Here is a 22,236-nt window from a genome sequence, read left to right as displayed (position 1 = left end):
GCGAATGTCTTCGTCGTGGGTGCGAATGTGTTCGCCGTGGGCGCGAATGTCTTCGTCGTGGGTGCGAATGTGTTCGCCGTGGGCGCGAATGTCTTCGCCGTGGGTGCGAATGTGTTCGCCGTGGGTGCGAATGTGTTCGTCGTGGGTGCGAAGGTGTTCGCCGTGGGCGTGAATGTGCTCGCCGTGGGCGTGAATGCGCTCGCCGTGGGCGTGCAGGTGTTCGCCGTGGACGCGCATCTGCTCGCCGAGGTGTTCGGTGCTGCGTTCGACACGCTGTGCCTGCTGTGCCAGCTGTTCCAGCGACGCGCGGGCATCCTCGCGCGCTTGCGCCAGCTGTTCGTCGTGACGGTGGGCGAGCTCCCCTAACGCGAGCCCGTGCTCCGGCGCGAACGCGGCATCGAACTGTTCCAGCACCTGCGGTGCGGCGGCTTTCTGGGCCACCACCGCGTAATCCGGGCTGACGCCGTCGAGCACATGCTGCAGGCCCACGAAGCGCGCGTCGCGCAGCGCTGGATCCTCTTGCAGGCGCAGCACCTTGACGCGTCCGAAGCCGGCGTGCTCGGCCGCGAAGGACAGCAGGAGCGGCGGCAGCGGCCGCAGGTGCGACGGGTCGAGGTAGAAGCTGGTGGCGCCAACCACCAGGTTTTCCGGGTTGGGGGTCTCGAGGATCAGCAGGCCGCCCGGCTGCAGCACGCGCAGCGCCTCGGCGAGCAGGGCCCGCACGTCATCGAACGGCATGTGTTCGACCACATGGAAGGCAGACAGCAAGGCCAGGCTGGCGTCGTCCATGGCGCGCAGGGTGGCCAGCGCGTCGGCGGTTTGGACCTCCAGCCCGCGCGCGCGGCAAGCGGCCAGCATGGCGTCGTCGAGGTCGACCCCGCTCGCGGCAAATCCGCTCTCGGCGGCCAGTTCCAGCCATTCGCCGCGGCCGCAGCCAACGTCCAGCGCGCGCGCCGGCTGGTACAGCGCCGGCAGCGGCGCAATGAAGGGCAGGTAGACCCGCAGCCGGGCCGCGATCATCTCGCGCGAGCCGCGGTAGCGGTCTTCGAACGCCTTGTAAAAATCACTCATCGGATGATGTCCACCTTCGGCTCAAGCCAGTTGCAGCCGACGAATTCGTTGCGATTCAAATTCGCCACCATAAATAAAAATGCCAGGTCGCGCCATTCGTAGTTGTCGCTCAGGTGGGTCTCGCTGCTGGTCAGCGCGGTGGTCACCGAATAGCTGCCGGCGCCCAGGTTGAGCGGGAAGCGGAAGCGGTATTCGAGCTCGTCGCCGGCCTGCAGGTCCGTCAGCGGCTGGCCCATGTGATGGGTGTTGGTGCCGTAGATCGGCTGCCCGAGGCGGTCCTTGATCATGTAGCCGAGCACCAGGCGCCGCACCGGCCGGTTCACGCGCACCCCGATGCGCAGGCTCACGTCGGTGCCCACGTTGACCGTCTCCACCTGCTCGCCGTCGGCATTTTCGAGCGTGATGCGGGTCACCGTCGCTTCGCCGGTGCCGGAACGGGTCTGGACCCGGCCGTCGGCGGCGGCGCTTTGTTCCACCTTGGCGTTGTCGCGTTCGGCCAGCATCGCGTTGTAGAAGTCCATCACTTGTTCCGGGCTGCCCTCGAGCGCCAGCCGTCCGCCGTCCAGCAGGATCGCGCGGTCGCAGATCGACTGGATCGCGGCGCGGTCGTGGCTGACGATGAGCAGGGTGGTGCCCTGCTTCCTGAATTCGCGGATGCGCTCGAAGCTCTTGTGCTGGAAGTAGGCGTCGCCCACGGACAGCGCCTCGTCGACGATCAAGACGTCGGGCCGGCGCACGGTGGCCACGCTGAACGCGAGCCGCATCTGCATCCCGGACGAGTACACCCGCACCGGCTGGTCGATGTACTCGCCGATCTCGGCGAACTCTTCGATCTGCGGCATCAGCGCGCTGATCTCCTCGACCGCCATGCCGAGCAGCTGGCCGGCCATGTAGGCATTCTGGCGGCCGGTGAAATCAGGGTGAAAGCCCATACCCAGTTCGAGCAGGGCGGCCACGCTGCCGCTGATCGCCACGCTGCCGCTGGTCGGCTGGCTGGTGCCGGTGATCAGTTTGAGCAGGGTGCTCTTGCCAGCGCCGTTGATGCCAATGATGCCGACCGCTTCGCCGGCGCCCAGCCGGAAGCTGATGTCGCGCAGCACCCACTTGAGGCGATGGCGCGCGCTTGCGGCCGGCAACAGCCACTCCGCCAGCCGCGACCAGCGGCTTGGATATTGTTTGTAGGCCTTGCCCAGGCCAGAGACGACGATGCTGCCCATTACAGTTCATCCACCATTTCGCCGGCGCGCTTGCGGAACAGGCGCATGCCGAGCACGCAGCTGGCCAGGGCGAGCAGGCTCACCGGCAACAGGCTGCTCCAGTCCGGCAGCTTGCCGTGCAAAATAATGTTCTGGTGGGCGGCCACCACGGCCGCCATCGGGTTCCATGCCAGCAGCGACTTGATCGACGGCGGCAAGACATCGGCCACATAGACGATCGGGGTGAACCAAAACCAGAATTGCAGCAGGATCGTGAAAAACTGGCCGACGTCGCGAAAAAACACGTTCAGCACGCCGAGGATCATGCCCAGCCCGATGGCGAACACCACCTGGATCAGCAAGACCGGCACCACGGCCAGGAACACCCAGCCGGGAAACAGGCCGGCGATGACCAGGAAGGCGATGAACAGGCCGAAGATAATCGCGAAGTTGACCAGCGCGTTGAGCACGACCACGATCGGCAGGCAGATGCGCGGAAAGCTGAGTTTCTTGATCAGGTTGGCGTGCTCGAGGAAGACGCCCTGGCCGCGGCTGGTGATTTCCGCGAACAGGCCCCAGGTCAAGAGGCCCGCGCACAGGTGGATGCTGTAGGCAAAGCCGGACGCCTGGCCCGGCATGCGGCTGCCCATGACGTTGGAGAAGATGATCGTGTACACGACGATCAACGCCAGCGGATTGAGGATGGTCCAGGTGGCGCCGAGCAGCGAGTTGCGGTACTTGGCCTGGAATTCGCGCTTGACGCTGCCGGCGATGAAGCCGCGGTAGTTCCATACGCCCTGCAGGATGGCCGGCGCGCGCAGGCGCGACAGGGTGCTAATCATAGAAAAATAGCGAGCACAGCCCGGGAAAAAAGGGATGGCATTATAACACTTAGCCTTGGGCCAGTTTCTTGAGTGCGTCGGGGTTGACGATGATCAGTCGGTGCGTGCCCTTCTTGATCACGCCCTGCTGCGTCAGCGTGAGCAGGGTCCGGGTCACGGTCTCGCGGCTGGTGTTGATCATGTTGGCAATATCCTGGTGGGTCGGCAGGTTCTCGATCACTTCTTCGTTGTTCGGGTTCTTCTGCTTGAGCAGCTGGATGAACGCGTAAATCCGCTTGGAAGTGTTGTGGATGCTGAGCAAGGCGCGGAATTCGGAATCGCGCTGCACCTTTTCGGCCAAGAAGCGCAGCATCTGGTTGGCCACCGACGGCGAATGCGAAAACAGGTGCAGCGCGGTCGTGCGCGGCAACAGCGCCACCAGCACCGGGGTCAGCGCCACCACCGATGCCGAGCGGTTGGCGCCGGTGATGACCGCGATTTCGCCGAAGAAGTCGCCCGGCGCGAGCATGCGCAGGCCGATCGCGCGCCCGTCCTCCGTCACGTCGATCACTTGCAATTGGCCCGACAGCAGGAACAGCAGGCTGTCGCCGGCGCCGCCTTTTTGCAACACCATCGCGCGCTGCGGGTATTCACGGATCCGGATTTCGGATCGCACGCGCAGCATGTCCTCCTCGCTCAAGTCAGCCAGCAGCGGAATCTTGCGCAGATGAATCTGGATATTGACCTGGTTGTTCCCTGCGGCGGGCGTGGCCGCGCCGGCCTGCGTCGCGCCAGGGTCGCCCATGCCAGCTTGCTTGTCTTGTTCAGTCATTCGTATTGTTTTTGAATTCTGGTTGACGCTCACGGCGGCGGCAGCAGCGCCAGGGAGGCGCCGGCGAACAGGACCCCTGCCGCATTCGCGCCCAGGTCGCGCCAGCAAAACCGGCGCCCCGGCACGAGGTTTTGCAAAAGTTCGATCAGCCAGCTGGCGGCAAACACCGCGGCCAGCGCGAGCAACACACGGACCTCGCCCTGCACCAGGCGGCCGGCAAGCAGGGCCATGCCGCCAAACGCGACAAAGTGCAACAGTTTGTCATTGGGCAGGGCGGGCAGCAGGCGCGCCGGAAACAGGCAGCCCAGTGGAATTCCCACCAGGCCGATCAAAAAGAGTACCGCCTCCCAACGCATCACCAACCCATTCCATGTCAAAAGCCATTCCAGCGCCAACTCAACTGCAGCGCCTGGCTATTATATTGAAACAGGGATATGTTTTCCCGATTGTGTACTTGACGCCATTCCAGCTGCAACAGTTGGTGCTTGGCAAGCGGCATGTTCACGGTCGCGCGCCACTGGCGCGTGCTCTGGTGGCGGATCGCGTCGATCAGTTGCGGCGAGTAGACGCTCTCGCCTTGCCAGTCCTGGCGCGTCCAGCCGAGCTCTCCGGTCGCCCGGTCGAACAAGGCACGCTGCAATTGCGCACTGGCGTACCAGCCATGGCGGTTGCCGCCCGGGCGCGCGCTCTCGCCGCGGTCCGCCAGCAGGCCGGCCGCCGCCTGCCCCAGGGCCTGCGGGGTGCGATAGTTGAGCTGGGCGCCCAGTTCGCCGTTGGTGGCGTCGAACCCCTGGCGCGTGACATATTCGATCTTGCCCAGCGCTGCCGACAAGGTCAGGTCCAGGTGCTCCGGCAATACGCTGAGCTTGGGCGTGGTGCGCGCCTGCAACTGAAGCTGGCGCTGGTACAGCTTGCCGCCCAGCGTGACCATGCTGGCGCTGAGCGTGCCGTGCGAACGCCAGATGCCGGCCTGGAACGGGCGGTCCAGCCCCAGCAGCAGGGAATTGGTGTCCTGCTGGCTGATCTCGTCCTGGCGCCGCACCCGCATCTGGACGAAGCCGACCATCCCTTGCTGGTTCAGTTCGCGGGTGTAGTCGAACGCGGCCTGCACATAGCTGTCGCGCTTGGGCAGGAAGTCGTCGGACAGCAGGCCTTCGATGCGGTCCGGCCCGCTGCCGATCGCAAACACCGGGTTGCTCGCGCCCTGGTTGACGTTGGTGTCGATGCCGCGCGCCAGCGCAAAACTGGCGTACTGCTTCGCCTGCCATGGTTTGCAGCCTTGCCTGCGGCTGGCGTTGATGACCTCCAGGATGCCGGCCGATGGCGCGAAGCGCATCTCGATCTCGCGGAACAGCCGCTCGGCCTCGGCCGCATCGCCCAGCGCGCACTGGTGCATCGCCAGTTCCATCCACGCCCCCGCATGCTGGGGCGCGATCGCGATCAGCTGTTCGAAAGCGGCGGCCGCCTCCTGTTGCCGGCCCTCGTTCATCAGCTGCAACCCCTTCAGGTACAGCGTCTCCAGGTCCTGCGGCGTGGCGGCCGCGGCAACGGCGCCGCAGGCGGCCAGCAGGAACGCGCCGACCCAGCCCTTCCAGCGAGCCCTCACGCGCGGCGCTCCGCAAGCTCGGCCGATGCGGCCTGCGCGCGCCGGTTGTCCAGCGTGTACAGCCGGACCATTTTCTCCTTGCCACGCAACTGGCGTTCGCCGAGCATGACGAAGCGGTGCCGCTTCGAACGCTCGACGGTGCCGGCGCCGATGATCACGTCGTGCGGGAAGTCGCGCGCCAGCTGCTCCAGCCGCGCGGCGGTGTTCACGCTGTCGCCGACCGCCGTGTAGATGCTGCGCAGCGCGGTGCCGTAGTCGCCGGCCATCGCCAGCCCGCTTTCGATGCCGATCCGCACCCGCAGCGGCGTGTGGCCGGCCGCCACGCGCCGGCGGCTGAATTGGGCGACTTCGCGCAGGATGTCGCGCGCGGCATCCAGGGCCAGGTCGGCGTGCTCGGCTTGGGGCAGCGGGGCGCCCCAGAACGCGACCAGGCCGTCGCCGGTGTACTTGTCGAGCGTGCCATGCCGTGCGAGGACCGGCCGGGTCAGGCAGTCAAGGAAGTCGGTGGTCAGGCGCGCCGCCTCTTCCACCGGCAGCGCTTCCACCTGGCTGGTATAGCCTTCCATGTCCGCGATCAGGGTGGTGACCTGCAACTGGCGCGGCGCCAGCGGATCCTTCATGTCGCTGCGCAGCAGCTCGTCGACCACGGCGGTGGCCACGTACTGGCGCAAGGTGCCCAGCAGCTGGCGCGACTTGCGCTGGGTGAGTTGCCAATGAAAGGGCACCGCCACCGCCAACAGGAGCAGGTTCGACAGCATGGGGCCGCCCGGCGAGAAATCGGGATCGTGGCGGCTGGCCGCGTACGCCACCGGCAGCCACAGGCACGAGGCGGCGAACAGCAGCGCCACATTCGAGGCGGCCGACAGGCGCGGGAAGGCCCAGGCCACGAGGATGGCCACCAGCAGGCTGAACGCCAGCGCGATCCAGGCGCCGGGCCACGAAGCCGGCGCCAGGCCGGCCTGGTGGTCGAGCAGGGCCGACAGCAGTTCGGCATGCACCAGCAGGCCGGCGGTCGCGGGACCGAGCGGGGTGGGCACGCGGTCGCCCACGCTCAGTGCCGACGACCCGACCAGCACCAGCTTGCCTGTCACCAGCTCGGGCGGCAGGCGCCCGGCCAGCACGTCGGCCGCGCTGGCGCCGGCAAAGGCATCCCAGGTATGCCGGAACGGGACCCGCATCACCGCCGGCGTGGCCGGCGCCGGCGCCGGGCCGCAGCACTGCAGCAGGGCCAGCGCCAGGGTCGGGTAGGTGCGGCCTTCGAACGCCGTGACCATGGGAATCCGGCGCAGCATGCCGTCGCTGTCGGGGATCACGCCAATATTGCCGGCATGTGCGGCGTGGGCCAGTCCGGCATGGTTGGCGAGGTAGCCGGTAGCGGGCGTGGCGCCGGCCGCGGCCGGGGCGATGCCGCCGATGAGCCGGCCCGAGCGCAGCGGCGCGCCGCCATGGTTGTAGTCAAACAGCTGCGCCAGGACGACAGGGCCATGCTCGGCCAGGGTTGCCATGCGCGCGTCGCCGCCGGGTTCGCCAGGCTCGAGCATGACGATGTCGAGCGCCACCCCACGCGGCTGCTGTTCGACCAGCCGCTCGACCAGTTCGGCCTGGCGCGAGCGCGGCCACGGCCACGGGTAGGCGGCCAGGGTGGCCTCGTCGATATCGACCACGAGGATGCGCGTTTCCGGCGTGTTGCTCGCCTGCAGCCGGATGAAGCGGTCACGCAACCATTCGTCGGCCAGCCTGACCGGGGCGCCCTGCGCCGACCACTGCGACCAGGCGGTCAGCACGACGGCGGCCGCCAGGATCACAAGCCGCGCGATCGTGGCGGGCATGGGCAGGGCAGGGTGCGGAACGGCAAATTTCATTGAGTGAGTAATCAGGCCCTGGCGGCCCGGCCAGGCGCAATCCGCCGAAGAAGAAATGGCTAAGTATAACTACTTGTTGCCCCCAGCACTATACCCGGCGGAAACGTGGCAGCACCAGCCGGTGGCTGCGTATGCGCGCAACCACAACTCAGGAAAAATATTGAACGAAAGGTTTTCCCTTGCTAAAATGTGATGGCGGTCACAGCCATCCTCGCACTTGCAGGGGGAGAATGTGATCCAGGAGGATTTTTTATGCTGCGTCGCACCCTTGTTGCCCTCGGCTTGGCCATCGCTGCCGGCTCCGCTTTCGCGGCGCAGGCTGGCCACGTCGTGTTCGCGGTTGGCGCAGCCCAGGTCGCAGCTCGCCCAGCGGTGCTCGACGCGCCGGTGCAGGAAGGCGACGAGCTGAGCACCGGGGTGGACGGGTATATCTACATGAAGACCGTCGACAACGGTTTCCTGATCCTGCGCCCGAACAGCAAGGCGCGGGTGCAGGCCTACCACGTGGACCAGGCCAATCCGGCAAACAACCGCTTCAAGCTGGAACTGTTGAGCGGGGTGGCGCGCAGTATTTCCGGCACCGCCGTCAAGCAGGCGCGCCAAAACTTCCGTTTCAATACCCCGGTAGCCGCCATTGGCGTGCGCGGCACCGACTTTATCGTCTACACGAATGAGCAAAGTTCGTGGGTGTCGGTCGTGTCTGGCGGCGTGGTGGTCAGCGGGTTTGCCGGCGCCTGCGGCCCTGAAGGGATCGGTCCCTGCGAAGGGGCGGCCGCACGCGAGCTGTTTGCCGGCCGGCCGGATGTGATGCTGCAAGTGCAGCGCGGGCAGCAAGTGCCGCAGTTGTTGCAAAGCTCTTCGGTTGCACCGGAATTAAACGTGCCTGCGCGTAGCGACGAGCCGGTGGGAAAGGTGGCCGCCGCCGTGCTGCCTACGCCGATCAACCTCGAAGTGCAAAAGAGCGAGTCGATCGGCGCCTTGCGCCCGCCGCCGTCACCTTCGCTGCCGCCCCCGCCGCCGGTCGAAGTGCAGCCCGAGCCGACCCCGGCCCCGACCCCGACCCCGGTCCCGGACCCGACCCCGGCCCCGACCCCGACTCCGGACCCGACTCCGGTCCCGACTCCGGTCCCGACTCCTACCCCTTCCCCTACCCCCAAGGCGCAGGAGGTGTTCTGGGGCCGCTGGGAAGCGGTGGCCGGCTCCGTGGTCTTGCCGGCCGCACTGGAAAAAAATAATGTGGGTACCCCGGCGTTCCTTGGGGATTACGCCATCGGCCGTACCAGTAACGCGGTATTGGTGATGCCTACCGAAGGGCAGGTCGCCTTTAACCTGGCCAGCAGCGAGGCATATATCCAGCGGGACGCCTCGGGCGAGAGCCAGGCCAATGTCGATTCAGGCCGCCTGGGGATCAATTTCAGCGACCGCAGCTTTACTACCAACCTGGTGGTTTCAGACGCGGAAGGGAAATACGATGTCAAGGGCTACGGGCTGGTCGATGATAAAGGGATATTCAATAGCACCATGGGTTCGCAAACCGTGATCCGAGGTGCGCTGAGTGGCGCCAACGCGGAAGAGGCCGGGTATATATTTAAAAACTCGATGTATCCGGGCGTGACCATCAGCGGCGCCACGGGCTGGAAAAGATAAGAAGCAACGTCATTTATATGCATATTAAAAACGCAGGCGGGAGCCTGCGTTTTTTTTCAACTTCATTACAAAAACGGCGACTCACCGCTCGTGAATGGAGCAAATGGCCCGGCGAATCCCGAAATTAATGCTCAAAAACCACAAAAAAATGTGCTTTGTGATGGCCGTCACAACATTTCCCGCATGCTCTGGCAATATACTCACGCTTCTGCGAAAAAGTGTTCAATTTGCAGACAGCGCTGTTTTGCACTTTGGACGGCAGAAACTCGGTTTAAACCACACTATAAGGATTTAAAATCATGGCAGCACAAGACTACGCACAAATCGTGCAAACTCTGTACGTTACGTATTTTGGCCGTCCTGCCGACTACTTCGGCATGGCCAACTTCAGCGCGCAGCTGGACGCGATGAAAGCGCCGAAAACGATGGCCGAACTGGATGCGGCGCTGAACGCCGACAAGACCGGCAAGTCGGCTCTGACCGCCCTGGTCAACAGCTTCAATACTTCGAAAGAAGCAACCGACATGTACGGCACCGACACCAGCCCGCTGGGCGTGTCGAAATTCGTGGAAGCGATCTACCTGCACGTGCTGAACCGCGCTCCTGACACGGAAGGCTGGAAATTCTGGACCGACGCCATCGCCAGCGGCGCGCAGCCGCGCGGCACCGCTGCCGCAGCGATCGCTAACGGCGCGCTCAACAACACCACCCCGCAAGGCCTGCTGGACGCGAAAACCGTCACCAACAAGATCGCAGTGGCCGGTGACTTCACCAGCTCCCTGATCAGCGTTGCCCAAATCAACGCCTACTCCGGCGACGCCGCTGCTGCAGTCGCGCGCGACATGCTCGCTGCTGTGGATTACGCAACCAATACGACCAACTACCACGCCACCGTGGTTGCCACTGTGGACGTCCTGGTAAACGCCGCGACCCCGGGTAAGACGTACACGCTCACTACTGGTATTGATATCCTCACGGGTACCATGGGCGACGATGTTTTCAACGCTCCAGCTGATGCGAACGGCGCCATGACGTTTAGCTCGCTGGACAAGATTAACGGCGGTGCGGGTAACGACACGCTGAACATCGTTGGCAAGGACGTGGATCTGTTCAGCGCAGCGGGCGCGACCGTCACCAATGTTGAAACGGTTAATCTCGTTTCCACCGGTTGGATTGACGGTGATGTGTCGTCGTGGACCGGCGTGAACCAACTGAACCTGACTGCTGCCGAAAAGATCGGTCACACCAGCGCTGTGACTGCCGGTGCAACGACCAACGTTACCGTGGCCAATGCATTGGACGGTGTGTGGCTGGCTGGTGGTAAGAATGTCACCGTGACCGCTGCGAAATCGAACACCGCAGAGATTAAGGTTCAAGATGCCGCAGGTACCGTGACCATTACCAACAACGGTTCGGGTGCAGTTAAAGCAGGCGTCGCCGGGGCACCAGTTACCGGCGCAGTGAACGTGACTGCGGCCTCTGGCGCGATTACTGTTGTTGGTGGCACTACCATCAATGCAACCGCCTCGCAAGCGGTTGCCCTGGCTACTCGTACCGCGCATACGGATGCTGCGAGCGACGCAAACGACGCTAACGATCTTGCCCTCGCGGACACCGACACAGCCGGCAAGGCAAAAACGGCTGCCCAAAAGGTTGTCACCGATCTGGCTGCGCTGGTCGCCGCCATTGACCTTGCGACTAATGTCTCCGCTAACCAGTCCAAGGCGCTGTCGATCGGCCTGGCCACCACGACTGCCTACAAAGCTGGTGCTATCACGATGGCTCAGAAAATGCAGATCGATGCTGCATTCGCTGCTGGCCTGGCAACCACCCCAGCTGCTGCTCAAGCCGCTGCCAAGGCAATCGTGACGCCGCTGCAGACTGCGGCTGCTGCTGCCAAGGCTGCTGCTGAGGCTGCTGACCTGCTCAACGATGCCAACGCGCTGGCTGCCAAGACCGCTGCTGACGCAGTTGTCGCCGCAGACGTTGCTAAAGCTGGTCAGGTTGGCGGCGTGAACGTGACTGCCACCACCAACACCGCTCTGGCATCCGCTACCATCAAGGGCAACTACGGTGCAACCAACCAGGTGACGGACGCTTCCGCGACTCACTCCACCCTGACCACCGTGACCCTGGAAAACGCTGGCAACTCCACCCTGACAGGCCTGGCACTGACCAAGGTCTCCGCTAAGGGCATGACCGGCGACGTGACCGTTGTCAACGGCACCGCCAGCCACACCCAAAACTTCACCCTGGAAGGCATCACTGCCGGTACCTACACCGACGCAGCCGCCACCACCGTGAACGTGGTAAGCAACGGCACCGCTGTCAACAAGCTGACCCTGTCTACTGCCCAAGCAACCAAGGTTAACCTGACCGGCGCGGCTGGCCTGAACTTCGGTACCGCCACCATCGGGGCATCTACCGCTGAGATCGATGCTTCCGGCAGCAGCGGTGCCATTACCATCGCCATTGGTGAAGGCCAGAAGTACGTTGGTGGTTCCGGCACCGACACCGTGACCGTAGGCGCAAACGCTGCGGCGCAGACCGCAACCGTTGACGGCGGCGCAGGTTCCGCGGACCAGCTGATCGTAACCAACAATGCAGCCTTCGCCGGCGCTGCCGCAGCGAAGTTCCTGAACTTCGAAGTCCTGCGTTTGAACACCGGCGTTACCGCTGACATCAGCAAGTTCACCGGCTCGACCTTCACCAGTGTGATCCTGGACGGCAACGTAACCGTGTCGAACCTGAACGCGACCCAGGCTGGTGCTATCACCATCCAAGGTGGCACCCAGATCCTGGACATCGGTGTGAAGGATGCAACCCTGGTCGGCAACCTGGACACCGTGAACATCACCAACAATAAAGCTAACGCCACGCTGGCTGCCCCGACCATTGCTGGTGTTGAACAGGTGAACATCAACGGCAGCAAGAGCATCACCATCGGTTCGCTGACCGGCATGACCGCAATCACCGGCATGAAATTCACCGGCTCTGGCAAAGTGGACGTGACCACCGGCGCCCTGGCGCTGAACGTCAACACCGTGATCGATGCATCCGCTTCAACCGGTACCGTTAAAGTGAACGCTGCCGCTGCAACTGCCAACGGCCTGAAAATCATCGGTAGCAACACCAAGGACAGCGACCTGACCGCCAACGGTCTGAAGAGCACCCTGATTGCTGGCAATGGCAACAACAAGTTCACCAGCGGCGCTGGCGACGACACCATCGTCTCCGGTCACGGCAACAACACCATCAACGCTGGCGCTGGTAACAACACGATCACCGTGGGCAACGGTAACAACACCATCACCACCACGGGTGGCAACAACACTATCGTTGCTGGCAATGGCATGAACGTCATTACCACGGGCGCAGGTAACGACATCATCACTGTTGGCACCGGCTACAACCTGGTGACCGGCGGTGCTGGTGCCGATATCATCACGTTCGGTGCTCACGCCGCTGGTGTGACCAACGGTATCGTGATGACTGCGGCTGGCGAGACCCTGTCGGTAGCAACTACTGCTGCAATGGCAACCAAAGCTACGACCGACCTGGCCGGTATCGACATTGTGATCGGCATGCAAGCCGGCGACACCATCGACCTGAGTGCTCTGAGCGCAAGCTTCACCGGTGCTCTGGTAACCTCGATCGGTGGTGCAACTGGTGCTACCGCTTCCATCGTCCGTGGTTTCTACGACACCGAGACCCACAAGTTCGTTGCTTCGGCGACCGGTACGGACAGCATGGTGGTCTACGATGCAGACGGTGCTGGTGTTGGTACCGACATCGAAGGCATCATCCTGGTTGGCTACCAGGGTGCCGCTAGCGCTGCTGGTGGCATCATCACTCTCGGCTAATCTCCCCAAGAGACAAGCCCAGCCGCACGGTTGGGCTTGAGCTTAGAGCCCAAGAAACCCCGCCTCTTCGGAGCCGGGGTTTTTTTTCCTGAACGCATTGCAACAGGGTGTTCATCCTCCGCGACATCCATACCACACCTCGGTATTTTTCTCGTTAAAAATGTGATGTACATCACATTTCGTTCAAGATTTGAGAGATAATGTGCCTCACTCCCGCTGAGGCCGCTTGACACGCGCTCTGGGAGCCCGACTCAACTCGAGTACTCTCAAATGAACAACAACAAACCTTTCAGCAAGAAAAACGAAATCGAGCGAGCCCTGCTGGCATTTAAAAGCACGTTCTGGACGGTGGGCACATTCAGCGCGATCAGCAACCTGCTGATGCTGGTGCCATCGGTATATATGCTGCAGGTATATGACCGGGTGCTGCAAAGCCGCAACGAGCTGACCCTGGGCATGCTGACCCTGCTGATGCTGGGCGCCTACCTGCTGATGGCGGGCCTGGAATTAATTCGCTCGTTCGTGCTGGTACGCGTGGGCGCAAAGTTCGACATGACGCTCAACAAGCGCGTCTACACCGCGGCCTTTGAACAGAACCTCAAGCGCAGCACCGGCGCCAACGCCGGCCAGGCCCTCTCGGACCTGACCAACCTGCGCCAGTTCTTGACCGGCAACGGCCTGTTCGCGTTCTTCGACGCGCCGTGGTTCCCGGTCTACCTGATCGTGATCTTCATGTTCGAGCCGTCGCTGGGCCTGTTCGCGCTGGGCGGCACCGCCGTCCTGGTGGTGCTGGCCATCGTCAACGAAAAGGTCACCAAGAAGCCGCTGGCCGAGGCCAACACCATGGCCGTCAAGTCCACCACGCTGGCCACCAACAACCTGCGCAACGCCGAGGTGATCGAGTCGATGGGCATGCTGCCCAACCTGATGCAGCGCTGGTACAAGTTGCACGGCAAGTTCCTGATCCTGCAGGCTGAAGCAAGCGAAAAGGGCGGCAAGATCGCCGCCGCCACCAAGTTCGTGCAGGTGTCGCTGCAGTCGCTGGTGCTGGGCTTGGGCGCGCTGCTCGTGCTTGAAAATAAGATCACCGCGGGCATGATGATTGCCGCGTCGATCCTGGTGGGCCGCGCGCTGGCGCCGGTGCAGCAGCTGATCGCCGTATGGAAGGGGTGGAGCAGCACCCGTAGCTCCTACGAGCGCCTGACTGCCCTGCTGGAAGAAAATCCACCGCGCCAGGCGGGCATGGAACTGCCGGCCCCGCAAGGCACCCTGACCGCGGAGGGCGTCACCGCCGCCCCGCCGGGCACCAAATTCCCCGTCATCAAGGGCCTGTCCTTCGGCATCGCCGCGGGCGACGTGCTCGGCATCATTGGACCGAGCGGTTCGGGCAAATCGACGCTGGCGCGCCTGCTGGTGGGCGTGTGGCCGGCCGCAATGGGCAACGTGCGCCTGGACGCCGCTGATATCTACCAGTGGAACAAGGACCAGCTCGGCCCGCACATCGGCTACCTGCCGCAGGACATCGAACTGTTTGCCGGCACCGTGGGGGAAAACATCGCCCGCTTTGGCGACGTGGACTCGGAGAAGGTGGTGCTGGCGGCCAAGCGCGCCGGCGTGCACGAGATGATCCTGCACATGCCCAATGGCTATGACACCGTGCTGGGCGACGGCGGCGCCGGCCTGTCCGGCGGCCAGAAGCAGCGCATCGGCCTGGCACGCGCCATGTATGGCGACCCGGCCCTGATCGTGCTGGACGAACCGAACTCGAACCTGGACGACGTGGGCGAACAGGCGCTGGTCCAGGCCGTGCTCGACCTGCGCCAGCGCGGCAAGACTATTGTGCTGATCACCCACCGCACCAGCGTGCTGGGCGCGACCAACAAGCTGCTGCTGCTGCGCGACGGCACGGCGCAGATGTTCGGCCCGACCAATGAAGTAATTGCAGCCCTGAACCAGCAGGTACAGCAGCAGGCGCAGGCGGCAGCCCAGCAACAGCAGGCGCAGGCGGCAGCCCAGCAACCGCAGGCGCAGGCGCAGGCGGCAGCCCAGCAGGCCGCCCCGCGCCCCCAGGCGCCCAACTACGCGCCGGCCGCAGCTACGACCGTGGAAAGTAAATAATGAAACTGATCGAGAATAAAAACGCCCCGGCGGACATCGTCTCGCACGACGTCACCCCGGTTGAAGTGAACACCGACGCGCGCGCCCATGCGCGCCTGGGCTGGATCATCGTGCTGCTCGGCTTCGGCGGCTTCCTGCTGTGGGCGCTGCTCGCGCCGCTGGACAAGGGCGTGCCGCTGTCGGGCACCGTAGCCAAGGAGTCGAACCGCAAGACCGTGCAGCACCTCAACGGCGGCACGGTGCAGGACATCCTCGTCAAGGACGGCGACCGGGTCAAGGCGGGCCAGGTGCTGGTGCGCATGAACGGGATCTCCGCGAAATCGAACTACGAGGTGACCGAAGGGCAGTACCTGAGCGCGCGCGCCAGCGAAGCGCGCTTGATCGCCGAGCGCGATGGAAAGAGCACGATCAGCTTTCCGGACGAGCTGCAAAAGCGCCGCGGCGAGCCGAAGGCGGCCGAGCTGATGAGCCTGCAGAACCAGTTGCTGATGTCGCGCCAGGGTTCGCTGCGCAGCGAACTGGCGGGCCTGGACGAATCCATTGCGGGCCTGAAAATCCAAGTGCAGGGCTTCGAAGAGTCGCGCGAGAGCAAGAAGGAACAAATGAACATGCTCAAGGAGCAGCTCTCGGGCATGCGCGACCTCGCCAAGGAAGGCTACGTCGCCCGCAATCGCCTGCTGGACCTGGAGCGCACTTTCGCGCAGCTGTCCGGCGCGCTTTCCGAAGACATCGGCAACATCGGCCGCACGCAGCGCCAGGTGGCCGAGATGGCCCTGCGCCGCGCGCAGCGCCTGCAGGACTACCAGAAGGAAGTGCGCACCCAACTGACGGAAACCCAGAAGGAAGCCGAGGCGCTGGCGGCCCGCCTGGCAGGGCAGCGCTACGACCTGGACAATGTGGAAGTCAAGGCGCCGGTGGACGGCACGGTCGTCAATTCTGCCGTGTTCACGCAGGGCGGCGTGGTCGGCGCCGGCTACAAGATGATGGAAATCGTGCCGGTGGACGACCCGCTGATCGTGGAAGGCTCGCTGCCGGTGAACCTGGTGGACAAGGTGCACCAGGGCCTGACGGTAGAGATCATGTTCTCCGCGTTTAACTCCAACCGCACGCCGCACATCGAAGGCGAGGTGGAAACCGTGTCGGCCGACCGCAGCGTGGACGAGAAGACCGGGGCGCCTTACTACAAGGTGCGGGTCAAGGTAACGCCGAAGGGCGCGAAGATGATCGCGGACCACCACCTGAACATCATTCCGGGCATGCCGGCGGAGCTGTTCGTCAAGACCGGTGAGCGTACGATGATGAACTACCTGCTCAAACCCGTGATGGACCGCGCCAAGTCGGCGCTGAGCGAGGACTGATCCAGATGGCCGCATTCAAATCCAAGCGCGGCGCGCTGCGCCGCAGTGCCTGTGCGGCGGCCGTGCTGCTGCTTGCCGCCGCCGGCAACGCGGGCGCGGTCAGCCTGCAGGCCGCGTACCAGGCCGCGCTGAAGAACGACCCCACGTACCGGATGAGCTTCTACGAGAACGAGAGCGCCAGGGAAAATGCGGTGCTCGGGCGCTCCGCGTTGCTGCCCACCGTGTCGGCCCAGTTCTCCGGTAGCAAGAACGTGGCGGACCAGGAGTACATCCAGGGGGAGACGGTGATTCCGACGCACCCGCGCTACATCAGCCGCTCTTCCTCGGTGCAGCTGCGCCAGCCGCTGCTGAACATCGATGGCATTGCACGCTACCGGCAGGGCAAGGTGCAGGCCCGGCAGGGCGAAGCGCTGTACGAGGCCAACACCAACGAGGTGGCGGTGCGGGTACTGGCTGCTTATTGCGACGCCCTGTTCGCCGACGACCAGGCGGCGCTGGCCAAAGTGCAGCGCGACGTGTTCCTGGAACAGCAGAAGGTCAACCAGCGCCTGTTCGAAAAAGGCGAGGGCACCAAGACGGACATGCTCGAAACCAAGGCCCGGCTCGACCTGGCCGAGGCCCAGTTGGTGGAAGCGCAGGAAAACGCGACCGTGGCGCATAACGCGCTGGCCGCTGTGATCGGCATGGAACCGGGCGAGCTGGACAGGTTGTCGGACAGCTTCCGTGTGGGCGACCTGGACATCGGGCCGTTCGAGAAGTGGCACAAGCTCACGCTCGAGAACAACCACGAGCTGGAAGCCGCGCGGCTGGCGGTGGAAAACGCGCGGCTGGAGATCAGCAAGCAGAAGGCCGGCCACTATCCGCGGGTGGACCTGACCGCGAGCTACAGCAAAGGCGATTCGGAGTCGCTCAACACGTTCAACCAGAACACGGTGAACCGCACGATCGGCGTGCAGGTGAACATTCCGATCTACCAGGGCGGTCTGGTCAACGCCGTTACGCGCCAGGCCGTTGCGGGTTACGAGCGTGCCAAGGCGGACCTGGAGGCACGCACCAACAAGCTCATGCTGGACCTGCGCAAGGCGCACAGCGTGGTGCAAGGCAGCGTCAACAAGATTGGCGCGCTGGTGAAGGCGGTGGAATCGGGCAATGAGCTGATGAAGGCGACCGAGCAGAGCATCAAGGGCGGTGTGCGCATCAACCTCGACTTGCTCAACGCCCAGCAGCAGCTGTTCACCAGCCAGCGCGACCTGGCGCAGGCGCGATATACCTACCTGATCGGCGTGCTGCGCCTGCGGGCGATGGCGGGCGACGTCGGCGATTCGGACATGCGCCAGATCGGCGCGTATTTCCGCTGACCGGAAAGCGTGGGCACCTGTGCCCATGCGATGCTGGGTTTCGTAGGGTGTGCAGCTTTGCTGCGCACGCGGTCACAGCAACCTGGCTCGCGGCTGCCGCGCCACTGCGCCGCATCCGCGAACCGCGTGCGCACAGGTGCGCACCCTAACGGGCATTGCAAAGCGACGTGCCGCCCCGTAGGATGAATCACGCAAAACGCAGCGCAATTCACGGTTAGAGGCGCCAGCGGTGGCGCTTGGCCAACATTGCATCGCGTTTTGCGTTTCTTTATCGCATGTTTCGGCGAGGCATAGTCACGCCTTCGACATGCGGTTGATTCACGTTACGATGTAACGCCCGCGGGCAGTACCGCCGCTGCGGGCAATCGATCAGTTGCTGCGCTCCGACTGGCGGCGCGGGGCGCCTTGCCGGCCGCCATGGCCCGCATTGCCACCACGGTTGGCACCCGGATTGCCGCCGCGTCCGCCCGTACGGTTGCCGCCGCCATTGGCGGCCTGCCCGGCCGGGGTTCCGGCCGCACGCGGCTTGGCGTTGCGGTTGCCGCCCGCGCGGCCACGGTTCTGGTGGCCACGGTCGCCGCTGCGCAGCTGGATCGGCTGCGGCTTGGCGTTCGGGTCCGGCTCAAAGCCGGGAATCACATGCCGGGGCAGGGTTTGCTTGATCAGCTTCTCGATGTCCTTGAGCATCTGATGCTCGTCCACGCACACCAGCGACACCGCCTCGCCAGTCGCGCCGGCGCGGCCGGTGCGGCCGATCCGGTGCACGTAGTCTTCCGGCACGTTCGGCAGGTCGTAGTTCACCACATGCGGCAACTGGTCGATGTCGATGCCGCGCGCGGCGATGTCGGTGGCCACCAGCACGCGCAGCGCGCCGTCCTTGAACTCGGACAATGCCTTGGTGCGCGCCGACTGGCTCTTGTTGCCGTGGATCGCCATCGCGCCGATGCCGTCCTTGCCCAGTTGCTCGACCAGCTTGTTGGCGCCGTGCTTGGTGCGGGTAAACACCAGTACCTGGTGCCAGTCGTTGGCGCGGATCAGGTGCGACAGCATCGGGTGCTTCTTGTCGCGGTCGACCGGATGGATCTTCTGCGCGATCACTTCGACCGTCGAATTGCGGCGCGCCACTTCGATCGACGCCGGGTTGTTCAGCAGGCGGTCGGCCAGCGCCTTGATGTCGTCCGAGAAGGTGGCCGAGAACAGCAGGTTCTGGCGCTTGGGCGGCAGCACGGCCAGCACCTTGCGGATGTCGTGGATGAAGCCCATGTCGAGCATGCGGTCCGCTTCGTCCAGGATCAGGATCTCGATCTTCGACACGTCGGCCGTGCCCTGGCCGATGTGGTCGAGCAGGCGGCCGGGCGTGGCGACCAGGATGTCGACGCCGTGCTGCAGCTGCTTGATCTGTGGGTTGATGCCCACGCCGCCGAAGATGACGGCCGAATTGAGGTTGGTGTACTTGCCGTAGACCCGCACGCTTTCCTCGACCTGCGCCGCCAGTTCGCGCGTGGGCGCCAGGATCAGCGCCCGGATCGCGCGCGGCGCGGTCTTGTTGCGCAGGGCCGCGCCGACTTTGTCCGTCGACAGGCGCTGCAGTACCGGCAGCGTGAAGCCGGCGGTCTTGCCGGTGCCGGTCTGGGCGCCGGCCAGCAGGTCTCCGCCCCCCAGCACCGCAGGGATCGCCTGGCTCTGGATCGGGGTCGGACTCGTGTAGCCTTGTTCGGTAACTGCACGCACGATGGCATCGGACAGGCCGAGAGTAGAAAATGACATATTTTGTAAGCTAAAGATCGACCCGTCACAGCAAGCTGCGCCAGATCGGGGACAATCAGTTCGGAAAAAGCAGGGGTCGTTACGCCAGACCGCTTACGCCGGCCGCGCAAGGCGGCCAGCGGGGATTATAGTGAAATTTGTTTCGCTGTGGAAAGTTTTTGTCACACTTTCCGAGGAGGGCGACACCTGAGCGCGGCCCAGGTGCGCGGCGCGTATTTTACGCGAAAGGAGACAACAGCGTGACCAGCTGGGCAAATACCTTGGGACCGGCGGCCAGCACGTCGCCCGATTCCAGGTAGCCCGGTTCGCCGTCGAACTGGCCGACGATGCCGCCGGCCTCGGTCACCAGCAGCGCGCCGGCCGCGATGTCCCAGGCTTTCAGGCGCTTTTCGAAATAGCCGTCGCTGCGGCCGGCGGCTACGTTGGCCAGCGCCAGCGCGGCCGAGCCGCTGTTGCGCATTGCCTGGCAGCGCGGCTGCATCAGCTCGTACAGCTTCAGGTATTCGACCAGCGCGCGCGGATCGGCGCCGTGGCCGCACTCGAGCAGCGCCTTGGCCACGCGGTCCGGATTGCGCACGCGGATGCGCTTGTCGTTCAGGTAGGCGCCGGCGCCCTTGGTCGCGGTAAACAGGTCGTTGCGCACCGGGTCGTACACCACGGCCTGGGTGGTCACCCCGCGCTGCTGCAGCGCGATCGAGATGCAGAAGTTCGGGTAGCCGTGCATGAAGTTGGTGGTGCCGTCGATCGGGTCGATGATCCAGGCGAATTCGCTCTCGTCGTTCAGGTTTTTCGATGCACCCGATTCCTCCGCCAGGACCGCATGGTCGGGGTAGGCCTTGAGCAGGGTTTCAATGATCGCCTGCTCGGCCGCCTGGTCGACGTCGGTGACGAAATCATTGTGTTGTTTTTCGGTGACAGTGATGCGTTCAACATCGAACGAAGCGCGGTTGATGACGGCGGCGGCGCGGCGGGCGGCCTTGACGGCCGTATTGAGCATTGGGTGCATGTGCTTTCCGTGAAATAACGCGAACGCCCACCGCGCTAGGGTGCGCCGTGAACGGTCTGGTACGAGACGAATTAAAGAGCAAAGCGGTGCCGAAACTGGTTACAATCCGGCCCACATTGCCCGGAAATTCACCCGCTCGTCACCGCACGATGCCGCTATTTTAAATGAACCCGTCAGAAATCAACATGTCTCTGTTCAACCGTCTGCGCTTCGTGCTGGTCGAAACCAGTCGCGCGGGCAATATCGGCTCGGTCGCGCGGGCGATGAAGACGATGGGTTTTTCCGAGCTGGTGCTGGTCGCGCCGCGCTGCGACAATCCATTGACGGACCCCGAGGCGGTGGCGTTTGCCAGCGGCGCGGGCGATGTGCTGGCCAACGCCCGCATCGTCGACAGCATTGGCGAGGCGCTTGCAGGCTGCAACTTTGCCGCGGCGGTGTCGGCGCGGCTGCGCGAGTTTTCGCCGCCGGTGTGTTCGCCGCGCAGCTTGGCCGGGCAGGTGGCAGGGCAGGAGGATCTCAAGCCGGCCCTCATCCTTGGCAACGAGCGCTTCGGACTACCGAACCAGATCGTCGAGCAATGCAACGTGCTGATCAATATTCCGGCCAACCCTGCCTATTCGTCGCTGAACCTGGCGCAGGCGGCCCAGGTCTTGGCCTATGAGTGCCGGATGGCCGCGCAGGGTGAGGGCCAGACCAGGAGCGGCGTCGGGTTCCAGGGCGTGGCGGCAAGCAGGGAGCAGGTCGAGGGTATGTACGCGCACCTGGAAGAGGCGCTGGTCGCGATCGGTTTCCTGGATGCGGACAACCCCAAGAAGCTGATGCCGCGCTTGAAGCGCCTGTTCGCCCGGACCCAGCTCGAGACCGAAGAAGTGAATATCCTGCGCGGGATCGCGCGGCAGATGCTGCGCCAGCGGGGCTGATCTTCGGTGTCAAGGCCTGTTGGCTGAACCGCTGACGGAGCATTGAATCCGCGTGCGCAGCAAAGCTGCACACCCTACGGGATGCGCCGCGGATCAATCACTTTGATGAGCACGCGATTCGCTTACACTACGAACCATGACAACGGGGTTATGACATGGCGAGATCACGCATGACGTTCCGGGTGACGCGATGAGCGTGCGCCGGATCGTCCGTTGGCTGCTGCTGGCGGAGGCGGTGTTAGCGGCCGCGATCGGGCTGCTGCTCTGGCGCTGGCTTGGCCTGGCACCCGCGCTCGCGGCGGCGGGCGGGCTGCTCTGCGTGCTGCTGGTGCGGCTCGCCATCAATGCCAACAACTTCCTGATGAGCGCGCACGGCGCGAGCGCGACTCCGGCCGCGTTCCGGCTCGGGCCGGGCGGTTGGCTGCGCCTGCTGCTCGGCGAATTCAAGGCCAGCATGCTGCTCTCGTCGTGGTACATGCCGCGCGCCGCGGCGCACACTCGCGTCTACAGCGACGCGCGCACGCCGCCGGTGCTGCTCCTGCACGGCTACGGCTGCAACAGCGGCTACTGGTTTCACCTGGTCCAGCTGTTCGACGCGGCGCATATCAGCCATGCGTCGCTCGATCTGGAACCGCTGGGCGGGGACATCGATGGCTACGCGCCGCTGGTCGAACAGGCGGCGGCCCGCCTGTGCGCGGCCGCGCACGCGCGCCAGCTTGTGATCGTCGCGCACAGCATGGGCGGCCTGGTGGCGCGCGCGTGGATGCGCAAGTACGGCAGCGCGCGGGTGGCGCGCGTGGTCACGCTCGGC

Annotated in this window: 16 protein-coding genes; 7 read left to right on the top strand and 9 right to left on the bottom strand. The window is 64.4% G+C overall.

Annotated elements, in window-relative coordinates; translation table 11 throughout:
- From E4O92_RS02545 to E4O92_RS02515, 7 genes are all read right to left on the bottom strand, one after another.
- A partial coding sequence (locus E4O92_RS02545) for a class I SAM-dependent methyltransferase (protein WP_135188180.1) occupies nucleotides 1-1,071 on the bottom strand: 1,071 nt, incomplete at its 3' end.
- Complete coding sequence (locus E4O92_RS02540; RefSeq protein ID WP_135188179.1) at nucleotides 1,068-2,288, bottom strand: ABC transporter ATP-binding protein; 1,221 nt, start codon at nucleotides 2,286-2,288, stop codon at nucleotides 1,068-1,070. The genes E4O92_RS02545 and E4O92_RS02540, both read right to left, overlap by 4 nt.
- A complete protein-coding gene (locus E4O92_RS02535; protein WP_135188178.1) occupies nucleotides 2,288-3,109 on the bottom strand; it encodes an ABC transporter permease in 822 nt (273 codons plus the stop codon). Before E4O92_RS02535 ends, E4O92_RS02540 begins: the two co-directional genes overlap by 1 nt.
- A 49-nt stretch (nucleotides 3,110-3,158) precedes the next feature.
- Nucleotides 3,159-3,920 carry a Crp/Fnr family transcriptional regulator gene (locus E4O92_RS02530; protein WP_229482964.1) on the bottom strand — a complete coding sequence of 254 codons (762 nt, stop codon included), beginning with the start codon at nucleotides 3,918-3,920 and terminating at the stop codon, nucleotides 3,159-3,161.
- Between the two features lie 29 nt (nucleotides 3,921-3,949).
- A complete protein-coding gene (locus E4O92_RS02525) occupies nucleotides 3,950-4,315 on the bottom strand; it encodes a VanZ family protein (protein ID WP_229482962.1) in 366 nt (121 codons plus the stop codon).
- Entirely contained in the window at nucleotides 4,294-5,526 is a 1,233-nt protein-coding gene (locus tag E4O92_RS02520) for a tetratricopeptide repeat protein (RefSeq protein ID WP_135188177.1), read from the bottom strand. Before E4O92_RS02520 ends, E4O92_RS02525 begins: the two co-directional genes overlap by 22 nt.
- A complete protein-coding gene (locus E4O92_RS02515) occupies nucleotides 5,523-7,388 on the bottom strand; it encodes a CHASE2 domain-containing protein (protein ID WP_229482960.1) in 1,866 nt (621 codons plus the stop codon). The genes E4O92_RS02520 and E4O92_RS02515 overlap by 4 nt, the downstream gene beginning before the upstream one ends.
- A 252-nt stretch (nucleotides 7,389-7,640) precedes the next feature.
- Between E4O92_RS02515 and E4O92_RS02510 the strand changes: the two genes are divergently transcribed.
- The 5 genes from E4O92_RS02510 to E4O92_RS02490 all read left to right on the top strand — a co-directional run bounded on the left by E4O92_RS02510 (nucleotide 7,641) and on the right by E4O92_RS02490 (nucleotide 17,732).
- On the top strand, nucleotides 7,641-9,035 hold the full coding sequence (locus tag E4O92_RS02510) for a FecR family protein (RefSeq protein WP_167759675.1): 1,395 nt from the start codon (nucleotides 7,641-7,643) through the stop codon (nucleotides 9,033-9,035).
- Between the two features lie 299 nt (nucleotides 9,036-9,334).
- Entirely contained in the window at nucleotides 9,335-12,898 is a 3,564-nt protein-coding gene (locus E4O92_RS02505; RefSeq protein WP_135188175.1) for a DUF4214 domain-containing protein, read from the top strand.
- 270 nt (nucleotides 12,899-13,168) lie between these two features.
- A complete protein-coding gene (locus E4O92_RS02500) occupies nucleotides 13,169-15,016 on the top strand; it encodes a type I secretion system permease/ATPase (RefSeq protein WP_135188174.1) in 1,848 nt (615 codons plus the stop codon).
- Entirely contained in the window at nucleotides 15,016-16,374 is a 1,359-nt protein-coding gene (locus tag E4O92_RS02495; RefSeq protein WP_135188173.1) for an HlyD family type I secretion periplasmic adaptor subunit, read from the top strand. Before E4O92_RS02500 ends, E4O92_RS02495 begins: the two co-directional genes overlap by 1 nt.
- A 5-nt stretch (nucleotides 16,375-16,379) precedes the next feature.
- Nucleotides 16,380-17,732 (top strand): TolC family outer membrane protein, encoded by a 1,353-nt coding sequence (locus tag E4O92_RS02490; RefSeq protein WP_135188172.1) that lies wholly within the window; start codon nucleotides 16,380-16,382, stop codon nucleotides 17,730-17,732.
- Between the two features lie 369 nt (nucleotides 17,733-18,101).
- Here E4O92_RS02490 and E4O92_RS02485 read toward each other — a convergent pair whose 3' ends face one another.
- Together E4O92_RS02485 and E4O92_RS02480 are read right to left on the bottom strand one after the other, a co-directional pair.
- Nucleotides 18,102-19,499, bottom strand: a complete 1,398-nt coding sequence (locus tag E4O92_RS02485) for a DEAD/DEAH box helicase (RefSeq protein WP_135188171.1) — start codon at nucleotides 19,497-19,499, stop codon at nucleotides 18,102-18,104.
- 217 nt (nucleotides 19,500-19,716) lie between these two features.
- Nucleotides 19,717-20,496 carry an inositol monophosphatase family protein gene (locus E4O92_RS02480; protein ID WP_135188181.1) on the bottom strand — a complete coding sequence of 260 codons (780 nt, stop codon included), beginning with the start codon at nucleotides 20,494-20,496 and terminating at the stop codon, nucleotides 19,717-19,719.
- Nucleotides 20,497-20,669: 173 nt separating this feature from the next.
- Here E4O92_RS02480 and E4O92_RS02475 point away from each other — a divergent pair, with 173 nt between their 5' ends.
- Nucleotides 20,670-21,425 (top strand): RNA methyltransferase, encoded by a 756-nt coding sequence (locus E4O92_RS02475; RefSeq protein ID WP_135188170.1) that lies wholly within the window; start codon nucleotides 20,670-20,672, stop codon nucleotides 21,423-21,425.
- Between the two features lie 190 nt (nucleotides 21,426-21,615).
- Nucleotides 21,616-22,236: esterase/lipase family protein (locus E4O92_RS02470; RefSeq protein WP_135188169.1), on the top strand; the 621-nt coding region annotated here is incomplete at its 3' end.

Origin of the sequence: Massilia horti (assembly GCF_004614195.1) — a bacterium.
GTDB lineage: Bacteria > Pseudomonadota > Gammaproteobacteria > Burkholderiales > Burkholderiaceae_D > Telluria > Telluria horti.
This window is presented reverse-complemented; position numbering and strand designations above follow the sequence as displayed.

Excerpts from the sequence above, each read along its gene's own strand:
- E4O92_RS02530 (WP_229482964.1), bottom strand. The coding sequence starts at position 3,920 with ATGACTGAACAAGACAAGCAAGCTGGCATGGGCGACCCTGGCGCGACG.
- E4O92_RS02540 (WP_135188179.1), bottom strand. The coding sequence starts at position 2,288 with ATGGGCAGCATCGTCGTCTCTGGCCTGGGCAAGGCCTACAAACAATAT.
- E4O92_RS02510 (WP_167759675.1), top strand. The coding sequence starts at position 7,641 with ATGCTGCGTCGCACCCTTGTTGCCCTCGGCTTGGCCATCGCTGCCGGC.
- E4O92_RS02480 (WP_135188181.1), bottom strand. The coding sequence starts at position 20,496 with ATGCTCAATACGGCCGTCAAGGCCGCCCGCCGCGCCGCCGCCGTCATC.
- E4O92_RS02490 (WP_135188172.1), top strand. The coding sequence starts at position 16,380 with ATGGCCGCATTCAAATCCAAGCGCGGCGCGCTGCGCCGCAGTGCCTGT.
- E4O92_RS02505 (WP_135188175.1), top strand. The coding sequence starts at position 9,335 with ATGGCAGCACAAGACTACGCACAAATCGTGCAAACTCTGTACGTTACG.
- E4O92_RS02475 (WP_135188170.1), top strand. The coding sequence starts at position 20,670 with ATGAACCCGTCAGAAATCAACATGTCTCTGTTCAACCGTCTGCGCTTC.
- E4O92_RS02495 (WP_135188173.1), top strand. The coding sequence starts at position 15,016 with ATGAAACTGATCGAGAATAAAAACGCCCCGGCGGACATCGTCTCGCAC.
- E4O92_RS02500 (WP_135188174.1), top strand. The coding sequence starts at position 13,169 with ATGAACAACAACAAACCTTTCAGCAAGAAAAACGAAATCGAGCGAGCC.
- E4O92_RS02535 (WP_135188178.1), bottom strand. The coding sequence starts at position 3,109 with ATGATTAGCACCCTGTCGCGCCTGCGCGCGCCGGCCATCCTGCAGGGC.
- E4O92_RS02485 (WP_135188171.1), bottom strand. The coding sequence starts at position 19,499 with ATGTCATTTTCTACTCTCGGCCTGTCCGATGCCATCGTGCGTGCAGTT.
- E4O92_RS02515 (WP_229482960.1), bottom strand. The coding sequence starts at position 7,388 with ATGAAATTTGCCGTTCCGCACCCTGCCCTGCCCATGCCCGCCACGATC.